Annotated in this window: 17 protein-coding genes and 1 tRNA gene; 9 read left to right on the plus strand and 9 right to left on the minus strand. The window is 70.0% G+C overall.

Features of this window, described 5'->3' with window-relative positions; all coding sequences use genetic code 11:
• Positions 1-663: 663 nt before the first annotated feature.
• The gene (locus OHN74_RS25290; RefSeq protein ID WP_327696886.1) at positions 664-1,230 is read right to left on the minus strand and encodes a Uma2 family endonuclease; all 567 of its coding nucleotides are present in this window, start codon (positions 1,228-1,230) and stop codon (positions 664-666) included.
• 663 nt (positions 1,231-1,893) lie between these two features.
• Between OHN74_RS25290 and OHN74_RS25295 the strand changes: the two genes are divergently transcribed.
• Both OHN74_RS25295 and OHN74_RS25300 read left to right on the plus strand, forming a co-directional pair.
• Positions 1,894-2,034, plus strand: a complete 141-nt coding sequence (locus tag OHN74_RS25295; RefSeq protein WP_327696887.1) for a hypothetical protein — start codon at positions 1,894-1,896, stop codon at positions 2,032-2,034.
• Positions 2,035-2,077: 43 nt separating this feature from the next.
• On the plus strand, positions 2,078-2,311 hold the full coding sequence (locus OHN74_RS25300; RefSeq protein WP_327696888.1) for a hypothetical protein: 234 nt from the start codon (positions 2,078-2,080) through the stop codon (positions 2,309-2,311).
• Between the two features lie 417 nt (positions 2,312-2,728).
• On the opposite strand, the gene OHN74_RS25305 is transcribed toward OHN74_RS25300, so the two are convergent.
• The 3 genes from OHN74_RS25305 to OHN74_RS25315 all read right to left on the minus strand — a co-directional run bounded on the left by OHN74_RS25305 (position 2,729) and on the right by OHN74_RS25315 (position 5,670).
• Positions 2,729-2,801 (minus strand) — tRNA-Arg (locus OHN74_RS25305).
• Between the two features lie 159 nt (positions 2,802-2,960).
• Positions 2,961-4,289 carry an enolase C-terminal domain-like protein gene (locus OHN74_RS25310; RefSeq protein WP_327696889.1) on the minus strand — a complete coding sequence of 443 codons (1,329 nt, stop codon included), beginning with the start codon at positions 4,287-4,289 and terminating at the stop codon, positions 2,961-2,963.
• 43 nt (positions 4,290-4,332) lie between these two features.
• Entirely contained in the window at positions 4,333-5,670 is a 1,338-nt protein-coding gene (locus OHN74_RS25315) for a gluconate:H+ symporter (RefSeq protein ID WP_327696890.1), read from the minus strand.
• A gap of 125 nt (positions 5,671-5,795) precedes the next feature.
• Between OHN74_RS25315 and OHN74_RS25320 the strand changes: the two genes are divergently transcribed.
• Entirely contained in the window at positions 5,796-6,584 is a 789-nt protein-coding gene (locus tag OHN74_RS25320) for an IclR family transcriptional regulator (protein WP_327696891.1), read from the plus strand.
• Between the two features lie 109 nt (positions 6,585-6,693).
• Here OHN74_RS25320 and OHN74_RS25325 read toward each other — a convergent pair whose 3' ends face one another.
• On the minus strand, positions 6,694-8,403 hold the full coding sequence (locus OHN74_RS25325) for an IclR family transcriptional regulator domain-containing protein (RefSeq protein ID WP_327696892.1): 1,710 nt from the start codon (positions 8,401-8,403) through the stop codon (positions 6,694-6,696).
• A gap of 60 nt (positions 8,404-8,463) precedes the next feature.
• Positions 8,464-9,765 carry a M6 family metalloprotease domain-containing protein gene (locus OHN74_RS25330; RefSeq protein ID WP_327696893.1) on the minus strand — a complete coding sequence of 434 codons (1,302 nt, stop codon included), beginning with the start codon at positions 9,763-9,765 and terminating at the stop codon, positions 8,464-8,466.
• Between the two features lie 296 nt (positions 9,766-10,061).
• On the opposite strand from OHN74_RS25330, the gene OHN74_RS25335 reads away from it, so the two are divergent.
• Both OHN74_RS25335 and OHN74_RS25340 read left to right on the plus strand, forming a co-directional pair.
• The gene (locus OHN74_RS25335) at positions 10,062-10,703 is read left to right on the plus strand and encodes a TetR/AcrR family transcriptional regulator (protein WP_327696894.1); all 642 of its coding nucleotides are present in this window, start codon (positions 10,062-10,064) and stop codon (positions 10,701-10,703) included.
• Between the two features lie 151 nt (positions 10,704-10,854).
• Complete coding sequence (locus OHN74_RS25340) at positions 10,855-12,387, plus strand: MFS transporter (protein ID WP_327696895.1); 1,533 nt, start codon at positions 10,855-10,857, stop codon at positions 12,385-12,387.
• A 101-nt stretch (positions 12,388-12,488) separates the two neighbouring features.
• Here the strand turns inward: OHN74_RS25340 and OHN74_RS25345 are convergent, their stop codons facing one another.
• Entirely contained in the window at positions 12,489-12,998 is a 510-nt protein-coding gene (locus tag OHN74_RS25345) for a MarR family winged helix-turn-helix transcriptional regulator (RefSeq protein ID WP_327696896.1), read from the minus strand.
• Positions 12,999-13,131: 133 nt separating this feature from the next.
• Between OHN74_RS25345 and OHN74_RS25350 the strand changes: the two genes are divergently transcribed.
• The gene (locus tag OHN74_RS25350; RefSeq protein WP_327696897.1) at positions 13,132-13,923 is read left to right on the plus strand and encodes a dioxygenase family protein; all 792 of its coding nucleotides are present in this window, start codon (positions 13,132-13,134) and stop codon (positions 13,921-13,923) included.
• 78 nt (positions 13,924-14,001) lie between these two features.
• On the opposite strand, the gene OHN74_RS25355 is transcribed toward OHN74_RS25350, so the two are convergent.
• On the minus strand, positions 14,002-14,520 hold the full coding sequence (locus tag OHN74_RS25355) for a GNAT family N-acetyltransferase (RefSeq protein WP_327696898.1): 519 nt from the start codon (positions 14,518-14,520) through the stop codon (positions 14,002-14,004).
• 188 nt (positions 14,521-14,708) lie between these two features.
• On the opposite strand from OHN74_RS25355, the gene OHN74_RS25360 reads away from it, so the two are divergent.
• Together OHN74_RS25360 and OHN74_RS25365 are read left to right on the plus strand one after the other, a co-directional pair.
• Entirely contained in the window at positions 14,709-15,710 is a 1,002-nt protein-coding gene (locus OHN74_RS25360; protein WP_327696899.1) for a sigma-70 family RNA polymerase sigma factor, read from the plus strand.
• 500 nt (positions 15,711-16,210) lie between these two features.
• A complete protein-coding gene (locus OHN74_RS25365) occupies positions 16,211-16,792 on the plus strand; it encodes a TetR/AcrR family transcriptional regulator (protein WP_327700262.1) in 582 nt (193 codons plus the stop codon).
• A gap of 31 nt (positions 16,793-16,823) precedes the next feature.
• On the opposite strand, the gene OHN74_RS25370 is transcribed toward OHN74_RS25365, so the two are convergent.
• A complete protein-coding gene (locus OHN74_RS25370; RefSeq protein ID WP_327696900.1) occupies positions 16,824-17,789 on the minus strand; it encodes a helix-turn-helix transcriptional regulator in 966 nt (321 codons plus the stop codon).
• 62 nt (positions 17,790-17,851) lie between these two features.
• Between OHN74_RS25370 and OHN74_RS25375 the strand changes: the two genes are divergently transcribed.
• Positions 17,852-19,363 carry an MFS transporter gene (locus OHN74_RS25375; protein WP_327696901.1) on the plus strand — a complete coding sequence of 504 codons (1,512 nt, stop codon included), beginning with the start codon at positions 17,852-17,854 and terminating at the stop codon, positions 19,361-19,363.
• Positions 19,364-19,394 lie beyond the last annotated feature (31 nt).

A 19,394-nucleotide genomic window follows, 5' to 3' on the forward strand; every position in this document is an offset into this window, starting at 1 on the left:
GGCGTTCTTCGGGCCGCATCCCTCACCGAGTGCGTCCGGTCAAGGGGCTGAAGACCGATCCCGGAGGCCGATCGACCGGATGTGGTCGCCGAGGGCGGAGAAGACCACGGGTTCACCGCCCGCCGCGTGAACCGTCCCCAGGCCGACGGTGTCGGCGTCCAGGGCGGCGACCACGGAGCGGGGGAGTACGTAGAACTCCCACTGGGCTGTGTCGAGGGGGTCGTAGGCGGCGTGGTCGCGTGCGGTCTGGACTGCGAAGACGTAGACGTCGGCGTTGTGCGACCGCGTCTCCGAATAGCCGCCGTCAGGTGACCAGGTACGAGCACGGACTCCACCGGCGCGATCCCTGAAGCTCTCGCTGCCGGCTCCTGGCCCCGACCGGCCGCACCAAAGAGACCTCGGATCCTCCCTGGAATCCGCCGACCGGGGAGTGCCGGGCCTTGGCCCCGATTGGCAACGCGCCCTCGGCAGGATTCGAACCTGCGACACCGGTTTCAGGAGCGCGATCGGATCCTTGCCGGGGGGGCCTGGCGTTGCGGCGGGGGTGCTGTTTCCGCTGGTCAGAACCGTGCGGCGAGTACTTGATCCGGCCTGTGCCGTGCTGTATCGCGCCGTCCGCTCACGCGTCGCTCACGTGCGGCCGGGCTGCTGAGCGGCGCGTGGTCAGACCTGCCCGAGGTCGATCTCCACAGGGAAGGGGGCCGTAGCCTTGAGGACGCCGGTGAACATCTCTCCGTCCCGGTAGGTCTGCGTCGCGGGGTCGAGAACGTAGGTGTACACGAGAGGAACGCCTGTCGCAGCCTGCTCGATCCGCCAGTAGAAGCCGATGCCCGCCTTGGCGTACTGGTCGACCTTCACGATCCGGTCGGTGGTCTCAGAGCCTGGCGACACCACCTCCGCGACCAGCAGCACATGCTCAGGGCGAGTGGGGGTGATGTCGATCGTGTCTGCGCGGTACACGACGACGTCCGGGCGGCGATTGGTGAGCGGGACGTCCTGAAGCCGGACGTCGAAGTCCGTGTCGGCGTTCCAATCCGGGCCTGCCGCGGCATCCAGGGCGTTCGCCAGAATCCGGGCCAGCCGGTTGTGCCGCTTGGACGCACTCGGACTCACGACGACCATCCCGTCCACGATCTCGATGCCGGCGCACTGCTCCTCGGACCAGGACTCGTACTCCGCCGCTGTGATCTGCTCATGCATCCACGCCGGGGCAACCATCTCGGCCGTCATGAAGCACCTCCCGGACACTGTGGTGCGGGCCCGATCCCGCTGGATTCAGCGTACTGTCTGCGATCCGTCCTGCACGTGTGTGTCCCGCTCACACGTGCTCCCCATCGGCCGCCGTCCGACCAGCGCGCCCATGGCAAGAGTGAGGAACCGGCACGGGCCTCGTCATCAGGAGATCGGAACAGGCCGGCGGCACTACTGTCCCCGTGCGGCAGCCGCCGTGGTACGGCCAGCGAGGCGAAATCTGAGATCGCGTCTGGGGGATGGCGCGGCGGGAGCGGCTTGACCGGACCCGATGGCGATGGGGTGTTTCCACAGGCCTCCGTTTGGTCTCTGACCTGCGTGGATGGCGTCCCGCTGATCCTCGACGGTTTCTCTGGCGAAATCGTGAGCCCGGGCCGCGCATGGCTCGCTGGTCAGCTCTGGTTGGCCAGGCACACGGTGTCAACCTCGGCGGGGTCGGGGCGGGATGGGGCGGGGGCGTGGTCCTTGGTGCGACGGAGGATGGGCACTCGGCCTTCGCGGCGGGGATTCACTTCGTCAGTCGCTCCGGAGAACGGTGAACCGCGGCTTCGGTGGCCGAGGTTGCGCCGCTAACCCCTCGGTTCCCCAAGATCGACCTTGGCCCCATCGACGGGTGCCGTGCCGATTTGATGGAGGAAGTACATGAAGGCCGAACGCACTGCGATTGCCGCGCTGGGCGCTGTGGTTGCCGCAATTATCGCCGTGTCGCACCCCTCGCTCATTCCGGCGATGACGCTGGCCGTAGCCGTGTGGGTGGCGCTCGCTCTGTATCTCAAGGTGTGAACCAGCTGTGTCAGAAGCCCGCCGCGACAGTTGGAGGAGAGAGATGAACCCTGACCGCCCTGACTCACTCTGCCAGGCAGAGACGTCTACGACGACTTGGGAGGACGTCGACGTCGACGTCGACGTGCCTTCGGCCCTCGGAGACCATCTGTCGGTCTGGGAGGACGTAGACGTGCCATCTGCCTTCAGCGACCCTCGTCCAGTGGGCTGGTGGGACTGCGATGACGTGCCGCGCGTGCTGGAGATTCTGGATGCCGACGCGACGGAGGATTCGTGAACGACGGCCGAAGGGCGGCCCGGACGTGACTCCGGGCCGCCCTCGCGGTCCCGTGTCCTCTTGGATGAAGCATGAAGTCAGCTGACCGACAGGGCCGTTTTGCGACGCGCTCACGGCCGTCCCGATGCAGCCCTTCTTGTTGGCGCCTGTCATGCCTCGCCCGGACAGCGAGAAGCGGGTGTCGTTGTGGACATCACGGTTCTGCCTGGTTTCTGATCACGTGGAAGGGGAGAGCTGTTCGCGCGCCCATTCGGGATCGGGGTGGTGTGTGGCTGGCCCGCGACGGCGGCGGTCGGCACGGTCTCGTTGCCGTCGTTGCCCGCCCGCACCGCTCACACAAACGGCCCCAGGCGGGGACCTGAGGCCGAACAGAGCACCCCTGGGGGAGAAAGCCCAGTTCAGTACCCTACTGCGTTGTGCCCTCGGCAGGATTCGAACCTGCGACACCGGCTTTAGGAGAGCCGTGCTCTATCCCCTGAGCTACGAAGGCGGGGCGGAGCGACCGACGTGCGGCTGCACCACCGCCGACAGTCTAGCGGGTGCTGCTCGGGCGGCCAGCGCGTTGATCGGACTCCGGATGTGAGGAGGGGAGCGCCGGTGTCCCCTCAGTCCGATCTTCGTCCCCCACACCCGCTCCTCGCGCCCGCCCCTACCGCACCAGGCAAGGCCGCTTCCCGTCGAACTCCCACCCCGGCACCAGATACCGCATCCCGATGGCATCGTCCCGCGCGCCGAGGGCCTTCTCCCGGTACAGCTCATGTGCCGCGAGCACTCGCTCCATGTCCACCCGCACCCCCAGCCCCGGCGCGTCCGGCACCGCGATCTCGCCCCCGACGATCCGGGGCGGAGCGACCGTGAGGCGTTCCAGGCCCTCCTGCCAGATCCAGTGGGTGTCGAGGGCGTTGTACTCGCCAGGCGCCGCCGCACCGCAGTGCGTGACCATGGCCAGGGAGATGTCGAAGTGGTTGTTGGAGTGGCAGCCCCAGGTCAGGCCCATCGCGTTGCACAGCTGGGCCACGCGTACCGAGCCCTGCATGGTCCAGAAGTGCGGGTCGGCCAGCGGGATGGAGACCGACTGGAGGGCCAGGGCGTGGGTCAGCTGCCGCCAGTCCGTGGCGATCATGTTGGTCGCCGTGGGCAGGCCGGTCGCCCGGCGGAACTCGGCGAGGATCTCCCGCCCCGAGTAGCCGCCCTCCGCGCCGCACGGGTCCTCGGCGTAGGCCAGCGTCCCGTTCAGTGGTGTGCACAGCTCGATCGCCTCGCGCAGTGACCACGCGCCGTTCGGGTCGAGGGTGATCCGGGCCTGGGGGAAGCGGTCCTTCAGCGCCCGTACGGCCTTGACCTCCTCCGCGCCCTCCAGGACCCCGCCCTTGAGCTTGAAGTCGCGGAAGCCGTAGTGGGCGTGGGTGGCCTCGGCCTGGCGGACGATCGCCTCCGGGGTCAGGGCCTCCTCGTGCCGGACGCGGTACCAGTCGACGTCCGAGTCCGGCTCGCGGACGTAGTCCAGGTCGGTGCGGTCCGGGTCGCCGACGTAGAAGAGGTAGCCCAACACCCGTACGGAATCGCGCTGTTGGCCGTCGCCGAGCAGGGCCGCGACCGGTACGTCCAGATGCTGGCCGAGGAGGTCGAGGAGGGCCGACTCGACCGCCGTCACCGCGTGGACGGTGGTGCGCAGGTCGAAGGTCTGGGCGCCGCGTCCGCCCGAGTCACGGTCGGCGAAGCGCGCCCCGATGTCCCGCAGTACGCGCTTGTAGTCGCCCACCTTCGCCCCGACGACCAGGGACTCGGCGTCCCGCAGGGTCTGGGTGATCTTCGCTCCGCCGGGCACCTCGCCGAGTCCCGTACGGCCCTCGGAGTCGGTGAGGATCACGATGTTGCGCGTGAAGTACGGGCCGTGGGCGCCGGAGAGGTTCAGCTCCATGCTGTCCCGGCCGGCGACCGGGTAGACGGCGAAGGCGGTGACGGTCGGCTGGCTCATGCTCATCAATGTCCTTGGGTACGAAGGTGGTTGGCGCCGGTGATCAGATGGTGAGGATGTCCAGGGCCCATTCCGCCGCCAGCACTCCGCCCAGGCCCAGGACCGCCAGTACGGTCGTGTAGCTCGTACGGACCTTGATCGCTTCGACGACCGACAGGTTGAAGTACTCCTTGAACAGCCAGAATCCCGGGTCGTTGACGTGGGAGCAGGCGATCGAGCCGCAGGCGACGGCCAGCACCATGATCTCCGGGTGGATCCCGCTGCCCGCGAGGAGCGGCAGCACCACGCCGGAGGCCGTGACGACGGCGACCGTCGCCGAGCCGAGTGCCACGCGGAGGATCACGGCGATGAGCCAGGCGAGGACGATCGGGGAGACCGACCAGGAGTCCGTGGTGTCCTTGATGTAGTCCGAGATACCGCCCTCCACCAGGACGTTCTTGAAGGCGCCGCCCGCGCCGATCACCAGCAGGATCATCGCCATCGCCTGGGCCGCCGACGTACAGGACGCGCCGACCTCCTCCAGGCTCCGCCCGATGCGCGGACCGAACGCCCACACCGCCAGACACAGGGTGAGGAGGAGTGCGATCGGGGCCGAGCCGATGAACGCGACGAAGTTCAGGAACGGGCTCTCGGCGGAGGTGGCCAGGTCGGTCACCGCCGCGCCCGCTATCAGGACCACCGGGAACAGCGCCACCGACAGTGACCAGCCGAGGCCCGGCATCTCCTCGTCGGTGAACTCGCGCTCGCTGACCAGACCCTTGGGGATGGACGGGTCCATCGCCCTGATGAACGGCAGGCGCGGCCACACCAGCGCGATCAGCGCGCCCACCGGGACGGCGATGAACAGGCCGTAGAACAGGGTCAGTCCGACGGACGCGTGGAAGGTCGCCGCGACGGCGGTCGGGCCGGGGTGCGGGGGCAGGAAGCTGTGCATCGTCGAGAGGGTGATCGACATCGGCAGACCGACCCAGAGCAGCTTCGCGCCGGTGACCCTGACCAGGGTGAAAGCGATCGGCACGATGATGATGAAGGCGACCTCGTAGAACATGGTCACGCCGATGAGCATGGACGTGACCACCATCGCCACCTGGACCCCGCGCGGTCCGCCGGCGTCGAGGAGCTTTCCGGCGATCCGCTGGGCGGCGCCCGAGTCGCCCATGACCCGGCCGACCATGGCGCCGAGCCCGATGGTGAGCATCGTGTCGCCGATCTGACCCCCGATGCCGTCGGAGAGGACGTCCGGGATGGTCGCCACCGGAATGCCCCGGACCAGCGCGACACCGACCGCCACGAGGAGCAGGGCGGCGAAGCCGTTGAGTCTGAACCGGGTCATGAGGAGCAGCAGGATCACAACGCTGACGCCGACCACGAGGAGAGGCATGACAGTTCCCCTTCGAACTGTGTATGCAGATGCTGTCCATGTATGCAGATGGAGGCTAGGTGGGTGAACAGGGCAGGGTCAATGGGAGCGGCAGCACGGATTCGCGGCCGACCTACGATGGGCCCATGCCGGAGAAGAGAGGCGTCCGCAGCGTGAAGTCGGCGGCCCGTACCGTCGAGCTGCTGGAACTCCTCGCCGCGCGCGGCGAACAGCCCTCGCGCCTGGACGAACTCGCCGAGGCCCTGGGCGTGCCGCGCAGCAGCATGTACCAGCTGCTCCAGACCCTCGTCGACTGCGGCTGGGTCCGCTCCGACGCCACCGGCTCCCTCTACGGCATCGGCATCCGCGCGCTGCTCACCGGCACCGGCTATCTCGACGGCGACCGGCGTATCCGCGCGGCGCGGCCCTACCTCGACGAGGCCTCGGACGCGCTCGGCGAGACGATCCACCTGGCGCGTCTCGACGGCCCGGACGTCGTCTATCTCGCCACCCGCGAGTCCCACGAGTACCTGCGCACGATCAGCCGCGTCGGCCGCCGTGTCCCGGCCCATGCCGGTGCCCTCGGCAAGGCCTTGCTCGCGGAGCGTCCGGACGCCGAACTCCCGCTCCCCGAAGGGGTGTTGACAGCCCTCACGGAAAACACCCACACCACCCGGACCGCCCTGCACGCCGATCTGGCCCAGGTTCGCGAGCGGGGCTGGTCCGTGGACCGCGAGGAGACGGTGACCGGCATCGCGGGCTTCGGCTTCGCGCTGCGGTACGACGACCCGGCCACCGACGCGATCAGCTGTTCGGTACCGGTGGCCAGGCTGACCCCGGAGCACGAGCTCCGCATCGTCGCGGTCATGCGCGAGACGCGGGCGCGGATCGAGGCGCATCTGCCGCTGAACTCGGGTGCGCCCGACTGGCGTTGAGGGCTTCGGGGCGGGTGGGTTGTTCAGCGCGACCGGTGGGTGCCGGCGCGGGCCGGTCGCGCCCGTGCGGCGGAGCCGCGCATCGATCAGCCCCGCGCCCCTTTCGGGGCTACGCCAACGGCACCCGCGTGAACCGCCCCGCCGTCCGCAGTTCCCCCTCGATCCGTGAGGCCGTCCGGTACAGCTCCGGCAGTACCTCCGCCACACAGTTCTCCGCCGTGCGCCGGGTCGTGTGCATCGCGACGTTCACCGCCGCGACGACCCGCCCCGAACGGTCCCGCACCGGGACCGCGATCGACCGCAGCCCCTCCTCCAACTCCTCGCTGACCAGGGCGTATCCCTGCTCCCGTACCTCCGTCAGCACCCGGGCGAAGGCCACCGGGTCCGTCACGGTGTGCGGGGTCAGCGGGGCCAGGTCCCGCACCTGACGTTCCGCCTCCGGTATGTCGGCCAGCAGTACCCGGCCCATCGAGGTCGCGTACGCCGGCAGCCGCGTCCCCACGGTGATGTTGGCACTGACGATGCGCCTCGTCGCCACCCGCGCCGTGTACTGGATCTCCGCCACCGAACTCGTACCCGCACTCGCCCCCGAACCCCCCGACAGGACCGCCAGTGACGCCGACTCCGCGACGCGGTCCGCGAGTTCGGCCAGGTGAGGTGAGGCGATCTCGGGCAGGGAGGTGCGCGAGAGGGGCGGGAAGCCGAGGGACAGCACCCGGGGGGTGAGGGCGAAGACGCGGCCGTGTGCCTCGACGTACCCCAGGTGCTCGTAGGTGATCAGGGCCCGGCGGGCGGTCGCCCTCGCCAGACCCGTCGCCCGCGCGACCTCCGTCAGGGTCAGCTCGGCGCGGGACTCGCCGAAGGCCGTCAGGACCGTCAGGCCCCTGGCCAGGGACTCGACGAACTCCCGGCCCAGTTCCTGCTTGGAAGCACCGGTCCAGGCCGCCAGGCCGCAGGGGGGCGCCGGCGTCCCGGCAGGCGGGCGCACCCGCAGCTCGGCCTCCATCGCGGCCACCGTCGCGCGCAGCCGCGGCAGCAGGTCGTCGCGCAGGTCGGTCACCGTACGACGGCTCGTGTGGCTGACCACGCTCGCGACACAGGCCACCCGGCCCGTACGGGGGTCCCGTACGGGTACGGAGACCGCGACCAGCCCCGGTTCGATCAGCTGGTCGTCCATTGCCCAGCCGTCGACGCGGGCCCGCTCGACGAACGCCTCGAAGCCGGCGCCCGAGTCGGCGCCCGAGTCGGAGGGGCGGGGCGGAACGGCGGGGAAGCCGAGGTCGGTGGGGTCCGCCGACCGGCGTTCGCGCCAGCGCCGCCAGTCGGCGGCCGTCCATTCGGTGGCGAACAGAGGGCCGGGGGCGGTGCGTTCGGCGGGGAGGAGGTCGCCGATGCGGAAGCTGAGGGACATCGCGCGGCGGCGGGTGGCCTGGTGGATGAACCGGATGCCGTCCAGGTCGCCGACCGCGAGCGACACCGACTCGTCCAGCTCGTCGGCGAGGGCGTCCGCGTGCGCGTCGAGAAGGGCGGGCAGCCGGATGGCGGCCAGATAGGCGTTGCCGAGCTCCATCAGCCGAGGGGTGAGAACCGCGTCCCGGCCGTCGAGACGGACGTACCCCATGCGGGCGAGTGTCGCCGTGATCCGGTCGACCGTGGAACGGGCCAGCCCGGTCGCGCGCTCCAGTCCGCTCAGGCTCAGCGTCCCGCCCGCCTCGGTCAGTTGCCGCAGTACGGCGATCCCGCGCATCAGCGGGGCGACGGCCTCGGCGGGCGCGGAACCGTCCAGGACCGGCGGGACATTCGTGGCGGGGGCAACCATGGGCACACCGTAATGCCCGAGAGGGACCCCCTGGCCGTACGTCCGCCGGCGCCGGGCGGATCACCGCCGGGTGATCGTCACCCGGTGGTTCCCGTCGAGGTCCGCGCTCGTCACGGCGATCTGGATGCCCCGCCGGGGGTCCTTGAAGGTCTCGCCGGGTGCGAAGGGAGCGTCGGAGAGCTCCGCGTGGACGTTCGGGCTGCGTGTGCAGCCGCCGCTGCCCCGGCGGGAGTCGTACACCGTGACCGGGCCGCGGCCGGTGTCCACGTTCGCGTCGACCCGGTAGATCAGCACGCCCGGCCGGCACACGGTCTCGTCGTTGCCCTCGCGTGTCCGCAGCTCAAGGGCGTACCCCGTACGGGAGCTGACCGGCACGAAGACGAGTTTCGCGCCGCCGGGACGCGCCAGCGGGGTGAGCGTGTACTCCGTCGTCCCGGCCGTCGCCGCGCACCCGACCTGCGAGGGGTCCAGCCAGCCGAGCTTCCACTTGTGCCAGCCGAGGAGGTCGTTGTTGGCCCCCCAGTCCTCGCTCATGATGTCCCAGTGGCCGACCGCGCCCCCGCCGTGCTGTGTGTACAGGTCGGGCAGCCCGAACACATGGCCGTTCTCGTGCGGGAGGACGCGGTAGCCCGTGGTGTCGTACGAACCGGAGCCGTCGTCCTGCCGGGAGTAGACGAAGGACGTGTTGGCGACGCGCACCCCGTCCGCGACCGGCGCGTCCCTGTTGCCGGCGAAGGTGACGGACAGGACGGTGTCCAGGGCGGAGGGGCCCGCGTTCGGGGTGACGAGCACGTTCAGCAGGTCGTACGAGCGGAAGTCGACCGTCGGGTCGGCCGCGCGCACGATGTCCTGGACCAGCCGGCGGTAGCCGGGGTCGAAGGGCGCGCCGCGCTCTATGCGGTACGAGCGGAACGAGCGCGGCATCCGCAGCCAGCCGGCGATGGGGGCCTCGGGGCGGTAGTCGAGGCGGCCGTACGAGCTGGTGGTGAACCAGTCCCGGGTCTTCGGGAAGAACTCCGCGAGCCGGTCCTGGGCGCTGCCCTGGCCGGGGGCGTCGGAGAAGTCCACCATCAGGTTCAGCGCGCGGACGGTGCCCGTGGAGCGGGAGTAGCCGGCCGGGGTGGGCAGGCCCTCGGACATCTGGACGCCGAGGCCGCCCCGGATCGCACAGGGGCCGAGCGGGGAGGTGCGGGTCAGCGGGACGGAGCCCGCGGCCGTCGGGGAACCCGGGGTGAGGTGCGCGGTTCCGGCGGAGGTGCTGACCGCGAGGGTCAGCGCGGCCACGGACACGAGCGTCGCCGCCCGGCGGGGGCGCAGAGGACCCGGCGGGCGTATCCGACGACGGCTGGACGGCTGCTGCATGCACGGACCCCTCGCGCCACGGCAGCCGCCGGTCTCGGACTGCACCCTTTCGATCACCCTGTGTCGAGGTCGGCGCGGGCGCGCGCTGGAGGAGACCGATCGTGGGGTTTCGGTCAGGGGAATGTGTGCTCCGGGTCAGAGGAGTGTGTGACCCAGGTCATATCGAATCTCCTCCGATGCGGGAAATAACCGGGGACCGAATCCCCGTTTAGCCATGTGTCCGAGCGAAACGGGGACTGCTTCCCCGGATCGCGTCCGAACCTCTCTGATCCCGAACCTCACCGAAGGAGTACGCCGTGCAGACCGCGATCCCCGTGCAGAAGGCGACCCGGCCCCGCGCCGATGCCCTGCGCAACCGGGAGCGGATCGTCACCGCCGCCCGCGAGATGTTCGTCGAGTTCGGCGCCGAGGTGCCGATCGACGAGATCGCCCGCCGGGCAGGCGTCGGCAATGCCACGGTGTACCGCAACTTCCCGGACCGGGACGCCCTGGTGCGGGAGGTCGTCTGCTCGGTCATGGACCGCACGTCCGAGGCCGCCGAGCTCGCGCTCGCCGAGACCGGCGACGCCTTCGAGGCGCTGTCCCGCTTCGTGCACGTCGCCGCCGACGAGCGGATCAGCGCGCTCTGCCCGATGATGTCCAGCACCTTCGACAAGCACCACCCGGACCTGGAGGCCGCGCGGGAGCGGGTCGAACAGCTCACCGGGGAGATCATGGACCGCGCCAGGGCGGCCGGACAGCTCCGCACCGACGTGGGCGTGGGCGACGTGCTGGTCGTGGTCACCCAGCTCAGCCGCCCTCCGGCGGGATCGGCGTGCACGAGCATCGACCGCTTCGTCCATCGCCACCTGCAGCTGTTCCTGGACGGACTGCGGGCCCCGGCCCGCTCCGAACTGCCCGGCAAGCCCGCGACGATGGAGGACCTGCGCCGATCCTGACCGATTAGTTCGGAGCACCACCCGAGTCACCCCCCGAGTCACCCCTCGCACCACTCGCAAGAACACACACCAGACTTCCAGTCGTCAGTGCTGACGAACTGATCCCTTTCACGTCCTTTTTCTCTCCCGAAGTCCCGAAGTGGGTATCTCCATGTCCGAAACAGCCCAGGCTGTCGCCGCCAAGGCGCCGACTCCCGACTCCAACCGCTGGAAGGCGCTCACGTTCATCGCGCTCGCCCAGCTGATGGTCGTGCTCGACGCGACCATCGTGAACATCGCACTGCCCTCCGCCCAGCAGGACCTGGGGATATCGGACGGCAACCGCCAGTGGGTCATCACGGCCTACGCCCTCGCCTTCGGCGGACTGCTCCTCTTCGGCGGCCGGATCGCCGACATCTGGGGCCGCAAGAACACCTTCGTCACCGGTCTGATCGGCTTCGCCGCCGCCTCCGCCCTGGGCGGTGCCGCGACGAACGAGGCGATGCTCCTCGGCTCCCGAGCCCTGCAGGGTGCCTTCGGCGCGCTGCTCGCGCCCGCCGCGCTCTCCCTGCTCGCGGTGATGTTCACCGACGCCAAGGAGCGCGCCAAGGCGTTCGGCATCTACGGTGCGATCGCCGGTGGCGGCGGCGCCGTGGGTCTCATCCTCGGTGGCTTCCTCACCGAGTACCTGGACTGGCGCTGGACGTTCTTCGTGAACATCCCGTTCGCGATCGTCGCCGCCCTCGGTGCGTACTTCGTCATCCGTGAGCCCTCCGGCGCCCGCAACCGCTCGCCGCTCGACATCCCGGGTGTCGTCCTGTCCACCCTCGGTCTGGTCTCCCTCGTCTACGGCTTCACGCGTGCCGAGTCCGAGGGCTGGAGCGACTCCCTGACGATCGGCCTGTTCGTCGCCTCGGCGCTGCTCCTCGCGACCTTCGTGTTCGTCGAGTCCAGGGTCAAGGCCCCGCTGCTGCCCCTGCGTGTCATCACCGAGCGCAACCGCGGCGGCGTCTACCTCTCGCTCGGCCTCGCGATCATCGCGATGTTCGGCCTGTTCCTCTTCCTGACCTACTACCTGCAGATCGTGAAGGGCTACTCGCCGGTCAAGACCGGCTTCGCCTTCCTGCCGATGATCGCGGGCATGATCACGGGCTCCACGCAGATCGGTGCCCGACTGATGACCCGCGTCCCGGCGCGGCTGCTGATGGGCCCGGGCTTCCTGCTCGCCGCGCTCGGCATGCTGCTGCTGACCCAGATGGAGATCGGCTCCTCGTACGCGGCCCTGCTCCTGCCGGCCATGCTCCTGCTCGGCCTCGGTATGGGTACGGCGTTCATGCCGGCCATGTCCCTGGCCACGCTGGGCGTCGAGCCGCGTGACTCCGGTGTCGCCTCCGCGATGGTCAACACCTCGCAGCAGGTCGGCGGCGCGATCGGCACGGCTCTGCTGAACACGATCGCCGCCTCGGCCACCACGTCGTACGTCGCGGACCACATCGGTTCGGCGACCACGCGCTCCCAGCAGCAGCTGGTCCAGCTGGAGGCCATGGTCGAGGGTTACACCAGTGCCATCTGGTTCGCCGTCGGCATCCTGGTCGCCGCCGCGGGTATCGCCTTCACCTTCATCAACGCCGGTCGCCCGGACATGAGTTCGGTCAGCGGCGAGGGCGCCGAGGAGGAGCTGAAGGTTCCGGTGGTCGCCCACTGACCCCGGCCGCCGTCCCCTGATACCCCTTCGGGCCACTCCGTACGTCACGTGGGGTGGGGACGCCTCGTGACGTACGACTCCAGGATCTGCCCTGGTTCCGCTCAGCGGAGCCAGGGCAGATCCGCGTTCGCGTCCTTCGGCTGAAGGCCCTGGGCGACGATCTCCATGACGTCGTGGAGCGTCTGGCGCTGCTCGTCGCTGATCCGGTCGAACAGCGCCTGCCGTACGGCGCCCACATGGCCGGGCGCGGTGCGACGGAGCACCTCGTGGCCCTGGTCGGTCAGGACCGCGAACTGGCCGCGCTTGTCCGAGGGGCAGTCCTCACGGCGTACCCAGCCGTTCTTCTCCAGTCGGGCGATGGCGTGCGAGAGACGGGAACGGGTGATCTTCGCCTTCATCGCGAGCTCGGTCATGCGCAGCCGCCCGTCCGCGGCCTCGCCGAGACCGACGAGCAGGCCGTAGTAGACGTGCGGCATACCGGCGTCACGCTGGAGCTGGCGGTCGAGATGGTCCTCGAGGAGGGTGACGGCGTGCATGTAGGCGCGCCAGGTGCGCTGCTCCTCGTCGGTGAGCCAGCGGGGCTCCTCGTCAGATGTAGATGCCGTGTTCATGTACTCCACTCTACGTTCCCCGTCCTTGAATTTTAAACCAAAACGATGTATGTTCAGTATGCGAGAAGCTTGAGACTTCAAGATGCAGACTTGAAGCAGAAGCGGTAGAGGTCCCGGGAAGGGAGCAGTCGACATGTCCGCCGACATCCAGGAGCGCATGCCCGCGCTCTACCTCAGTCACGGCGCACCCCCGCTGGCGGACGACCCGATCTGGCCCGGCGAACTCGCGGCCTGGTCGGCCGACCTGCCCCGCCCCAAGGCGATCCTCATGGTCTCCGCCCACTGGGAAGAGGCCCCGCTCGCCCTCGGCGCCATCGAAACGATCCCCCTCGTCTACGACTTCTGGGGCTTCCCCGAGCACTACTACCAGGTCGAGTACGCCGCCCCGGGCGCCCCCGAACTCGCCGAGTCCGTACGCAAGCTGCTCCGGGCCCCCGGTATGCCCGTCCAGGACGTCCCGGACCGCGGTCTCGACCACGGCGCGTACGTCCCGCTGGTGGAGATGTTCCCCGAGGCGGACATCCCTGTCCTGCAGATCTCGATGCCGACCCTCGACCCGGTGAAACTGATGGACATCGGGCGCAAGCTCGCCCCGCTGCGCGACGAGGGCGTGCTGATCGTCGGATCCGGCTTCTTCACCCACAACCTGGCCGCCCTGCGGCACACCGGCCCCGGTGTGCCGACCTGGTCGAGCGAGTTCGACGACTGGGGCCGCCGGGCGTTGGAGGCGCGGGACGTCGACGGCCTGCTGGACTTCCTGAACAAGGCTCCCGCGGGCCGGTACGCCCACCCGCGCACCGAGCACTTCGCCCCGCTCTTCGTGACGATGGGCGCGGCCGACGTGGCCGGCGAGCTGGACTCCCAGAGGTCGGTCATCGACGGCTTCTGGCTCGGGATGGCCAAGCGGTCGGTGCAGTTCGGCTGACCCCGCGGCCGGTGTTCGGCCCCTTCGGGCAGGTGCCCGGTGGCCGGAAGGGCCACCCGAACGGGTACGGGAAGAGGCTCAGAACTCCTTCTCGTACCAGGCCACATCCCAGTAGCGGCCGAACTTGCGGCCCACCTCGCGGTACGTGCCGACGTACCGGAACCCGAAGCGTTCGTGCAGCCGCACGGACGCTTCGTTCGGTAGGGCGACCCCCGCCAGGACGCGATGCACGTCCTCGCCTGCCAGGGCATCGAAGAGCGCCTCGTAGAGCAGGGTGCCGATGCCGCGTCCGCCCGCGTCCGGGGCGAGATAGACAGTGACCTCCACGGTGGTGCCGTAGGCCGGCTTCGGGCGGAACGGGCCGGACGTGGCATACCCCAGAATCCGCTGTGAGTCCACATCCGTGGCAACCATCAGGCGGTGCGGGCCGTCTTCAGGGTGGGAGAGCAGCCAAGGACGGCGCTCCTCCGGTGTGAAGGTTTTGGTGTCGAACGTCGTGGGTGTCTCCTGCACGTAGTGGTTGTAGAGATCGGTGAGGGCTGTGAGGTCATCCTCGACCCCTGGCCTGACCTGCACTTCTGTACGTTCCGACGGCATCGGACCTCCTCTGCGGCGGGGCAGGATACTGCAAGATCAGAAAAACGGGGGGACTGGTCGGGAATTCTGTCCTGATTCCAGTCGTTGTTTCCTTCGGAAGCTGGGCACGCGAGGAGTGTGCTGAGCGTTCAGTAACCAACAGAGACACCCAGGACCACCCGCTGGCCCTCCATCGCAAGGGAGCAAGCATGGCAACCCGTGCCGTCGCCCGTCGTACGTCGTCCGCCACCGGCGGGACCGTCGGCGGCGCACGCAGTGTTCGCGCCCATGGCGGCGAGATCGCCGACCGCGACCTGGTCGGCATGTACTTGGACGAGATAGCCCGAACCCCGCTGCTCGACGCCGCCAAGGAGGTCGAGCTCTCGCAGACCATCGAAGCCGGTGTGTTCGCGCGCCAGATCCTCGACGGCGAGGCGGAGGCCGAGGCCGACGCCACCGTCCCGGAGCTGGAGGCACTCGTCGCCGAGAGCGAGCGGGCCAAGGACGTCTTCATCCGCTCCAACCTCCGGCTGGTCGTCGCCGTGGCGCGCCGCTACCCCCGCAGCGGCCTGCCCCTCCTCGACCTGATCCAGGAGGGCAACGCCGGCCTGGTGCGCGCGGTCGAGAAGTTCGACTACCGCAAGGGCTTCAAGTTCTCGACATACGCCACCTGGTGGATCCGTCAGGCCATCACCCGCTCCATAGCCGACCAGTCGCGCACGATCCGCCTCCCCGTCCACCTGGTCGAGGAACTGGGCCGGATCCGGCGCGTACAGCGCGAGTTCAACCGCAAGAACGGGCGGGACCCGGAGCCCACGGAGATCGCCGCCGAACTGGACACGAACGCGGCGCGCGTGGTCGACGTCCTGGACTGGGCACGCGACCCGGTCTCGCTGAACATGCCGGTGGACGACGAGGGCGAGACCCAGTTCGGCGACCTCCTGGAGGACACGTCGGCGGTGTCGCCGGAGCAGTCCGTGCTGACGCTGCTGCGCAGCGAGGAACTGGACGACCTGATCGGCCGCCTCGACCAGCGCACGGCCTCCATCATCAAGATGCGGTACGGCATCGACGACGGCCGGGAGCGCACGCTGACAGAGGTCGGCAAGGAGCACGGGCTGACCCGTGAGCGCATCCGGCAGATCGAGAAGCACGCGCTGATGGAACTGAAGAAGCTGGCCCGGGACACCGGGTTCGACGCGGCGGCCTGACTCCGCTCGTGCTCCGCCGGGCGTGCGGTTCGTCGTCCGGCCCGGTGGCGGCCGGTCTTCACAGGGGGCGCGTTCGAGTGGTCCGTGCGCCGGGAGGCGTACGACTGTTGGCGGTCGCGTGCGCGGGGTGGCGGAAGGCCGCGCAAAGATAGCGGTGCAAGGCTGCTTCAAACCGCCGGGTCCGGGGCACAAGACCTCAGGGCCCAGGACTTCGGGTCCGGGCGGCAACGCCTCGGACCCCCCTGAGCCGAGTCCCGACGCAACCCCCCCCCAGCGTCGGGGCTCTCCCCGAGCCGGGCTTCGGCACCTACCCCCCCCAGGTGCCGGGGCCCGGCTCTCTTTTGCCCGCGGATCGCCCTGTGGTTTCGCATGACGGCGGGGCACCCCGTACCTGAACCCCGGGGTGGCCCGCCGAATGGCAGATTGTGCCACAGCGGCATAACGTGGCGTCCGTGTCCCACCCCAGTTCCCTCACCGAACGGCGAAAGCACGAGACCCGGATGGAGATCGCCCTCGTGGCGGGGCGGCTCTTCGTGACCCACGGGCTGCGGGCCACCCGTGCCGAGGACATCGCCCAGGCGGCCGGGGTCGCGCCACGCACCTTCTACCGCTACTTCGCCACCAAGGAAGAAGCCATCGGCCCCCTGTTCGGCGCGGGCACGGAGCGCTGGGCCCAGACGGTTCGCGAGGCCCCGCCCGCGCTGTCCGTCCCGCAGGCCCTGGAGTACGCGGCACGGCAGTTGCTGACACCGGGCGCCGGAGTGTCGCAGGGCGCCCTGGACCGGGCCCGCACCCTGCTCCGGCTGGCGGAGGAGAGCCCCGGCCTGCTGCGGGTGTGGGCGGAGCGGTGCCGTACGTCGGAACGGGCGCTGGCCCAGGCGCTGGCCTCCCGGGGCGAGGGCCCGGCCGACTCGCCCGAAACGCGCTTCACGGCCGCCGTCGCCAGTGCCGCCGTACGCGTCGCCTTCGAGACCTGGTCGGCCGGGGACGCCCCGGCCGACGGTCCGACCGGCCCGGCGGCACTGGCGGTGCGCAACCTGGGGACGCTGCGGGACTTCCCGTGGAGCGGCGCGAACTCCTGAGGGTGGTCGGCGGAGCGGTGGGGCCGGCCGGTCAGTTTCCCGCCGCCCGGGTCAGACGGGCCCCCAACTCCCTCATCCGCTCGACCAGTTCGGCCGGTTCCCGAACCGTGAACTCGCATTCGACCGACGCGAGCCGCACCGCCAGCCACTCCACCGGGTCACCGACCGAGGAGCGGATACGGCAACTGTGCTCGTCCAGAGGCTCGGGGGTGCCGAGCCAGGCGGGGACGCGGGCGGCGACATACGCGGCCGGGGCGGCGAACGTCGCCTCGAACACATAGGTCTCCTGCCGTGCGTACATCGAGCGGCGCAGATACTCCGCGGCGTCGCCCGTCGGCAGCTCGCGCGCGGTGAAGCGGGCGCCCGTCGCGAAGGGGTCGCCGACCCTGTCGACGCGGAAGGTGCGCCAGTCGGCGCGGTCGAGGTCGTAGGCGACGAGATACCAGCGGTGGCCGGTCGACACGAGCCGGTAGGGCTCGGTCAGGCGCTTGGTGGGGGTGCCGTCCTTCGAGCGGTAGGCGAACCGCAGTCGCTCCTGACCGGCCACGGCAGAGGCGATCACGGTCAGTGTCTCGGGCGCGATGACCGCACCGTCGCCGCTGGTCAGCGGGGTGGTCGCGGCTTGGAGGGTGGAGACTCGGCGGCGCAGCCGGGACGGCAGGACCTGTTCCAGCTTGGCCAGCGCCCGTACGGACGCCTCGTCCAGCCCCTCGACCGCGTGCCCGGCGCCCGCCCGGAGCCCGACCGCGATGGCCACCGCCTCCTCGTCGTCGAGCACCAGCGGGGGCATCGCCTTGCCCGCGACGAGCCGGTACCCGCCGTCGGAGCCCTTGGTCGCCTGCACGGGATAGCCGAGTTCGCGCAGCCGGTCGATGTCCCGCCGCACGGTGCGCCGGGACACCCCGAGCCGGTCGGATAGCTCGCCGCCCGGCCACTCGCGGGGCGTCTGGAGGAGTGAGAGGAGCTGAAGGAGTCGGGCCGGTGTGTCCGTCGTCATGAGTTCGAGGATGCCGTACCACTAGGACACGATCTGACCTAATGGGGTCCTACCTTGGATTCATGACCTCCACCGAAACACCGACCGGCCTCCCTGTCGTGCCGGACCGGCGACGCTGGTTCGCCCTCGCCATCGTGATGACCGCGGCCTTCATGGACCTTGTCGACGTCACGATCGTCAACGTCGCGATCCCCTCGATCCAGCGCGAGGCCGGTGCCTCCTTCGGCCAGATCCAGTGGATCACCGCCGGCTACGCGCTCGCCTTCGCCGCCGGTCTCATCACCGGCGGACGGCTCGGCGACATCCACGGCCGCAAGCGGCTGTTCCTCGTCGGCATAGGCGGCTTCACCCTCGCCTCCGCCCTCTGCGGCTTCGCCGCCAACCCGGAGATGCTGGTCGCCTCCCGCATACTCCAGGGCGCCATGGCGGCGATGATGGTGCCGCAGGTCCTGTCGATCGTCCACGCGACCTTCCCGGCACACGAGCGCGGCAAGGTGTTCGGCCTCTTCGGCGCGATCGTCGGCCTGGGCGCGGTCAGCGGTCCGCTGCTGGGCGCGCTGCTGACGGAGTGGGACCTGTTCGGCCTCGGCTGGCGGCCGATCTTCCTGATCAACCTGCCGGTCGGCATCGCGGGACTGATCCTGGGCCACCGCTTCATCACCGAGTCGAAGGCCCCCCGGGCGCTGAAGCTGGACCTCGTCGGCGTCGCCCTGGTGACCCTGGGTCTGCTGATGCTGCTCTACCCGCTGATCCGCGGGCGCGAGCTGGGCTGGCCGCTGTGGGGCTACCTGTCGATGGCGGGCGCGCTCGGTGTCTTCGGCGCGCTGGTGGCGTACGAGAAGCGCAAGACGCGGATCGACGGTTCGCCGCTGGTCGAGCTGTCGCTGTTCAGGGTGAAGAGCTTCGCCGCGGGCATCGCCGTGCAGACCGTCTTCGGGGTCGGCCTGGGCATCTTCTTCCTGGTGTGGACGCTGTACATGCAGATAGGGCTCGGCTGGAGCGCCCTGCGGGCCGGGCTGACCGGCGTGCCCTTCTCGATCGCGGTGTCGGTGGCGGCCGGGATGTCAGTCCAGAAGCTGGTCCCGCGCTTCGGCCGCAAGGTGCTCCAGGCGGGCGCGCTGGTGATGGGCCTCGGCGTACTGATCTACATCTGGGAGTCCGGCCGGTACGGCCTGGCCATCACCTCCTGGCAGATGGCGCTCCCGCTGGTGGTCATGGGCGCAGGCATGGGCCTGATCGTCGCCCCGCTGACGGACGCGGTGCTCTCGGAGGTGCCGAAGGAGCACGCCGGGTCGGCGTCCGGGCTGATCAACACCGTGCAGCAGATGGGCAACGCGCTCGGGCTCGGGCTGGTGTCGGTGGTGTTCTTCGGGGCGATGGGGGACAGGCTCGCGCCGGGCGAGGTGGGACCGGCGTTCGTGGACGCCTTCCAGAACGCGCTCGGGTGGGTGGCCGGGCTGATGGGCTTGATCTTTGCGGTGATGTTCGCGCTGCCGGGGCGGGCCCCGGTGACGGACGCGCAGGCCGCGGCGCCGGAGGAGAAAGAGAAGCGGGAGAAGGTCCTCGTCGGCTGAGCGCGGACGGTTGAGCAAGGACAGCTGAGCA

The organism is Streptomyces sp. NBC_00459 (assembly GCF_036013955.1).
Taxonomy (GTDB): Bacteria; Actinomycetota; Actinomycetes; order Streptomycetales; family Streptomycetaceae; genus Streptomyces.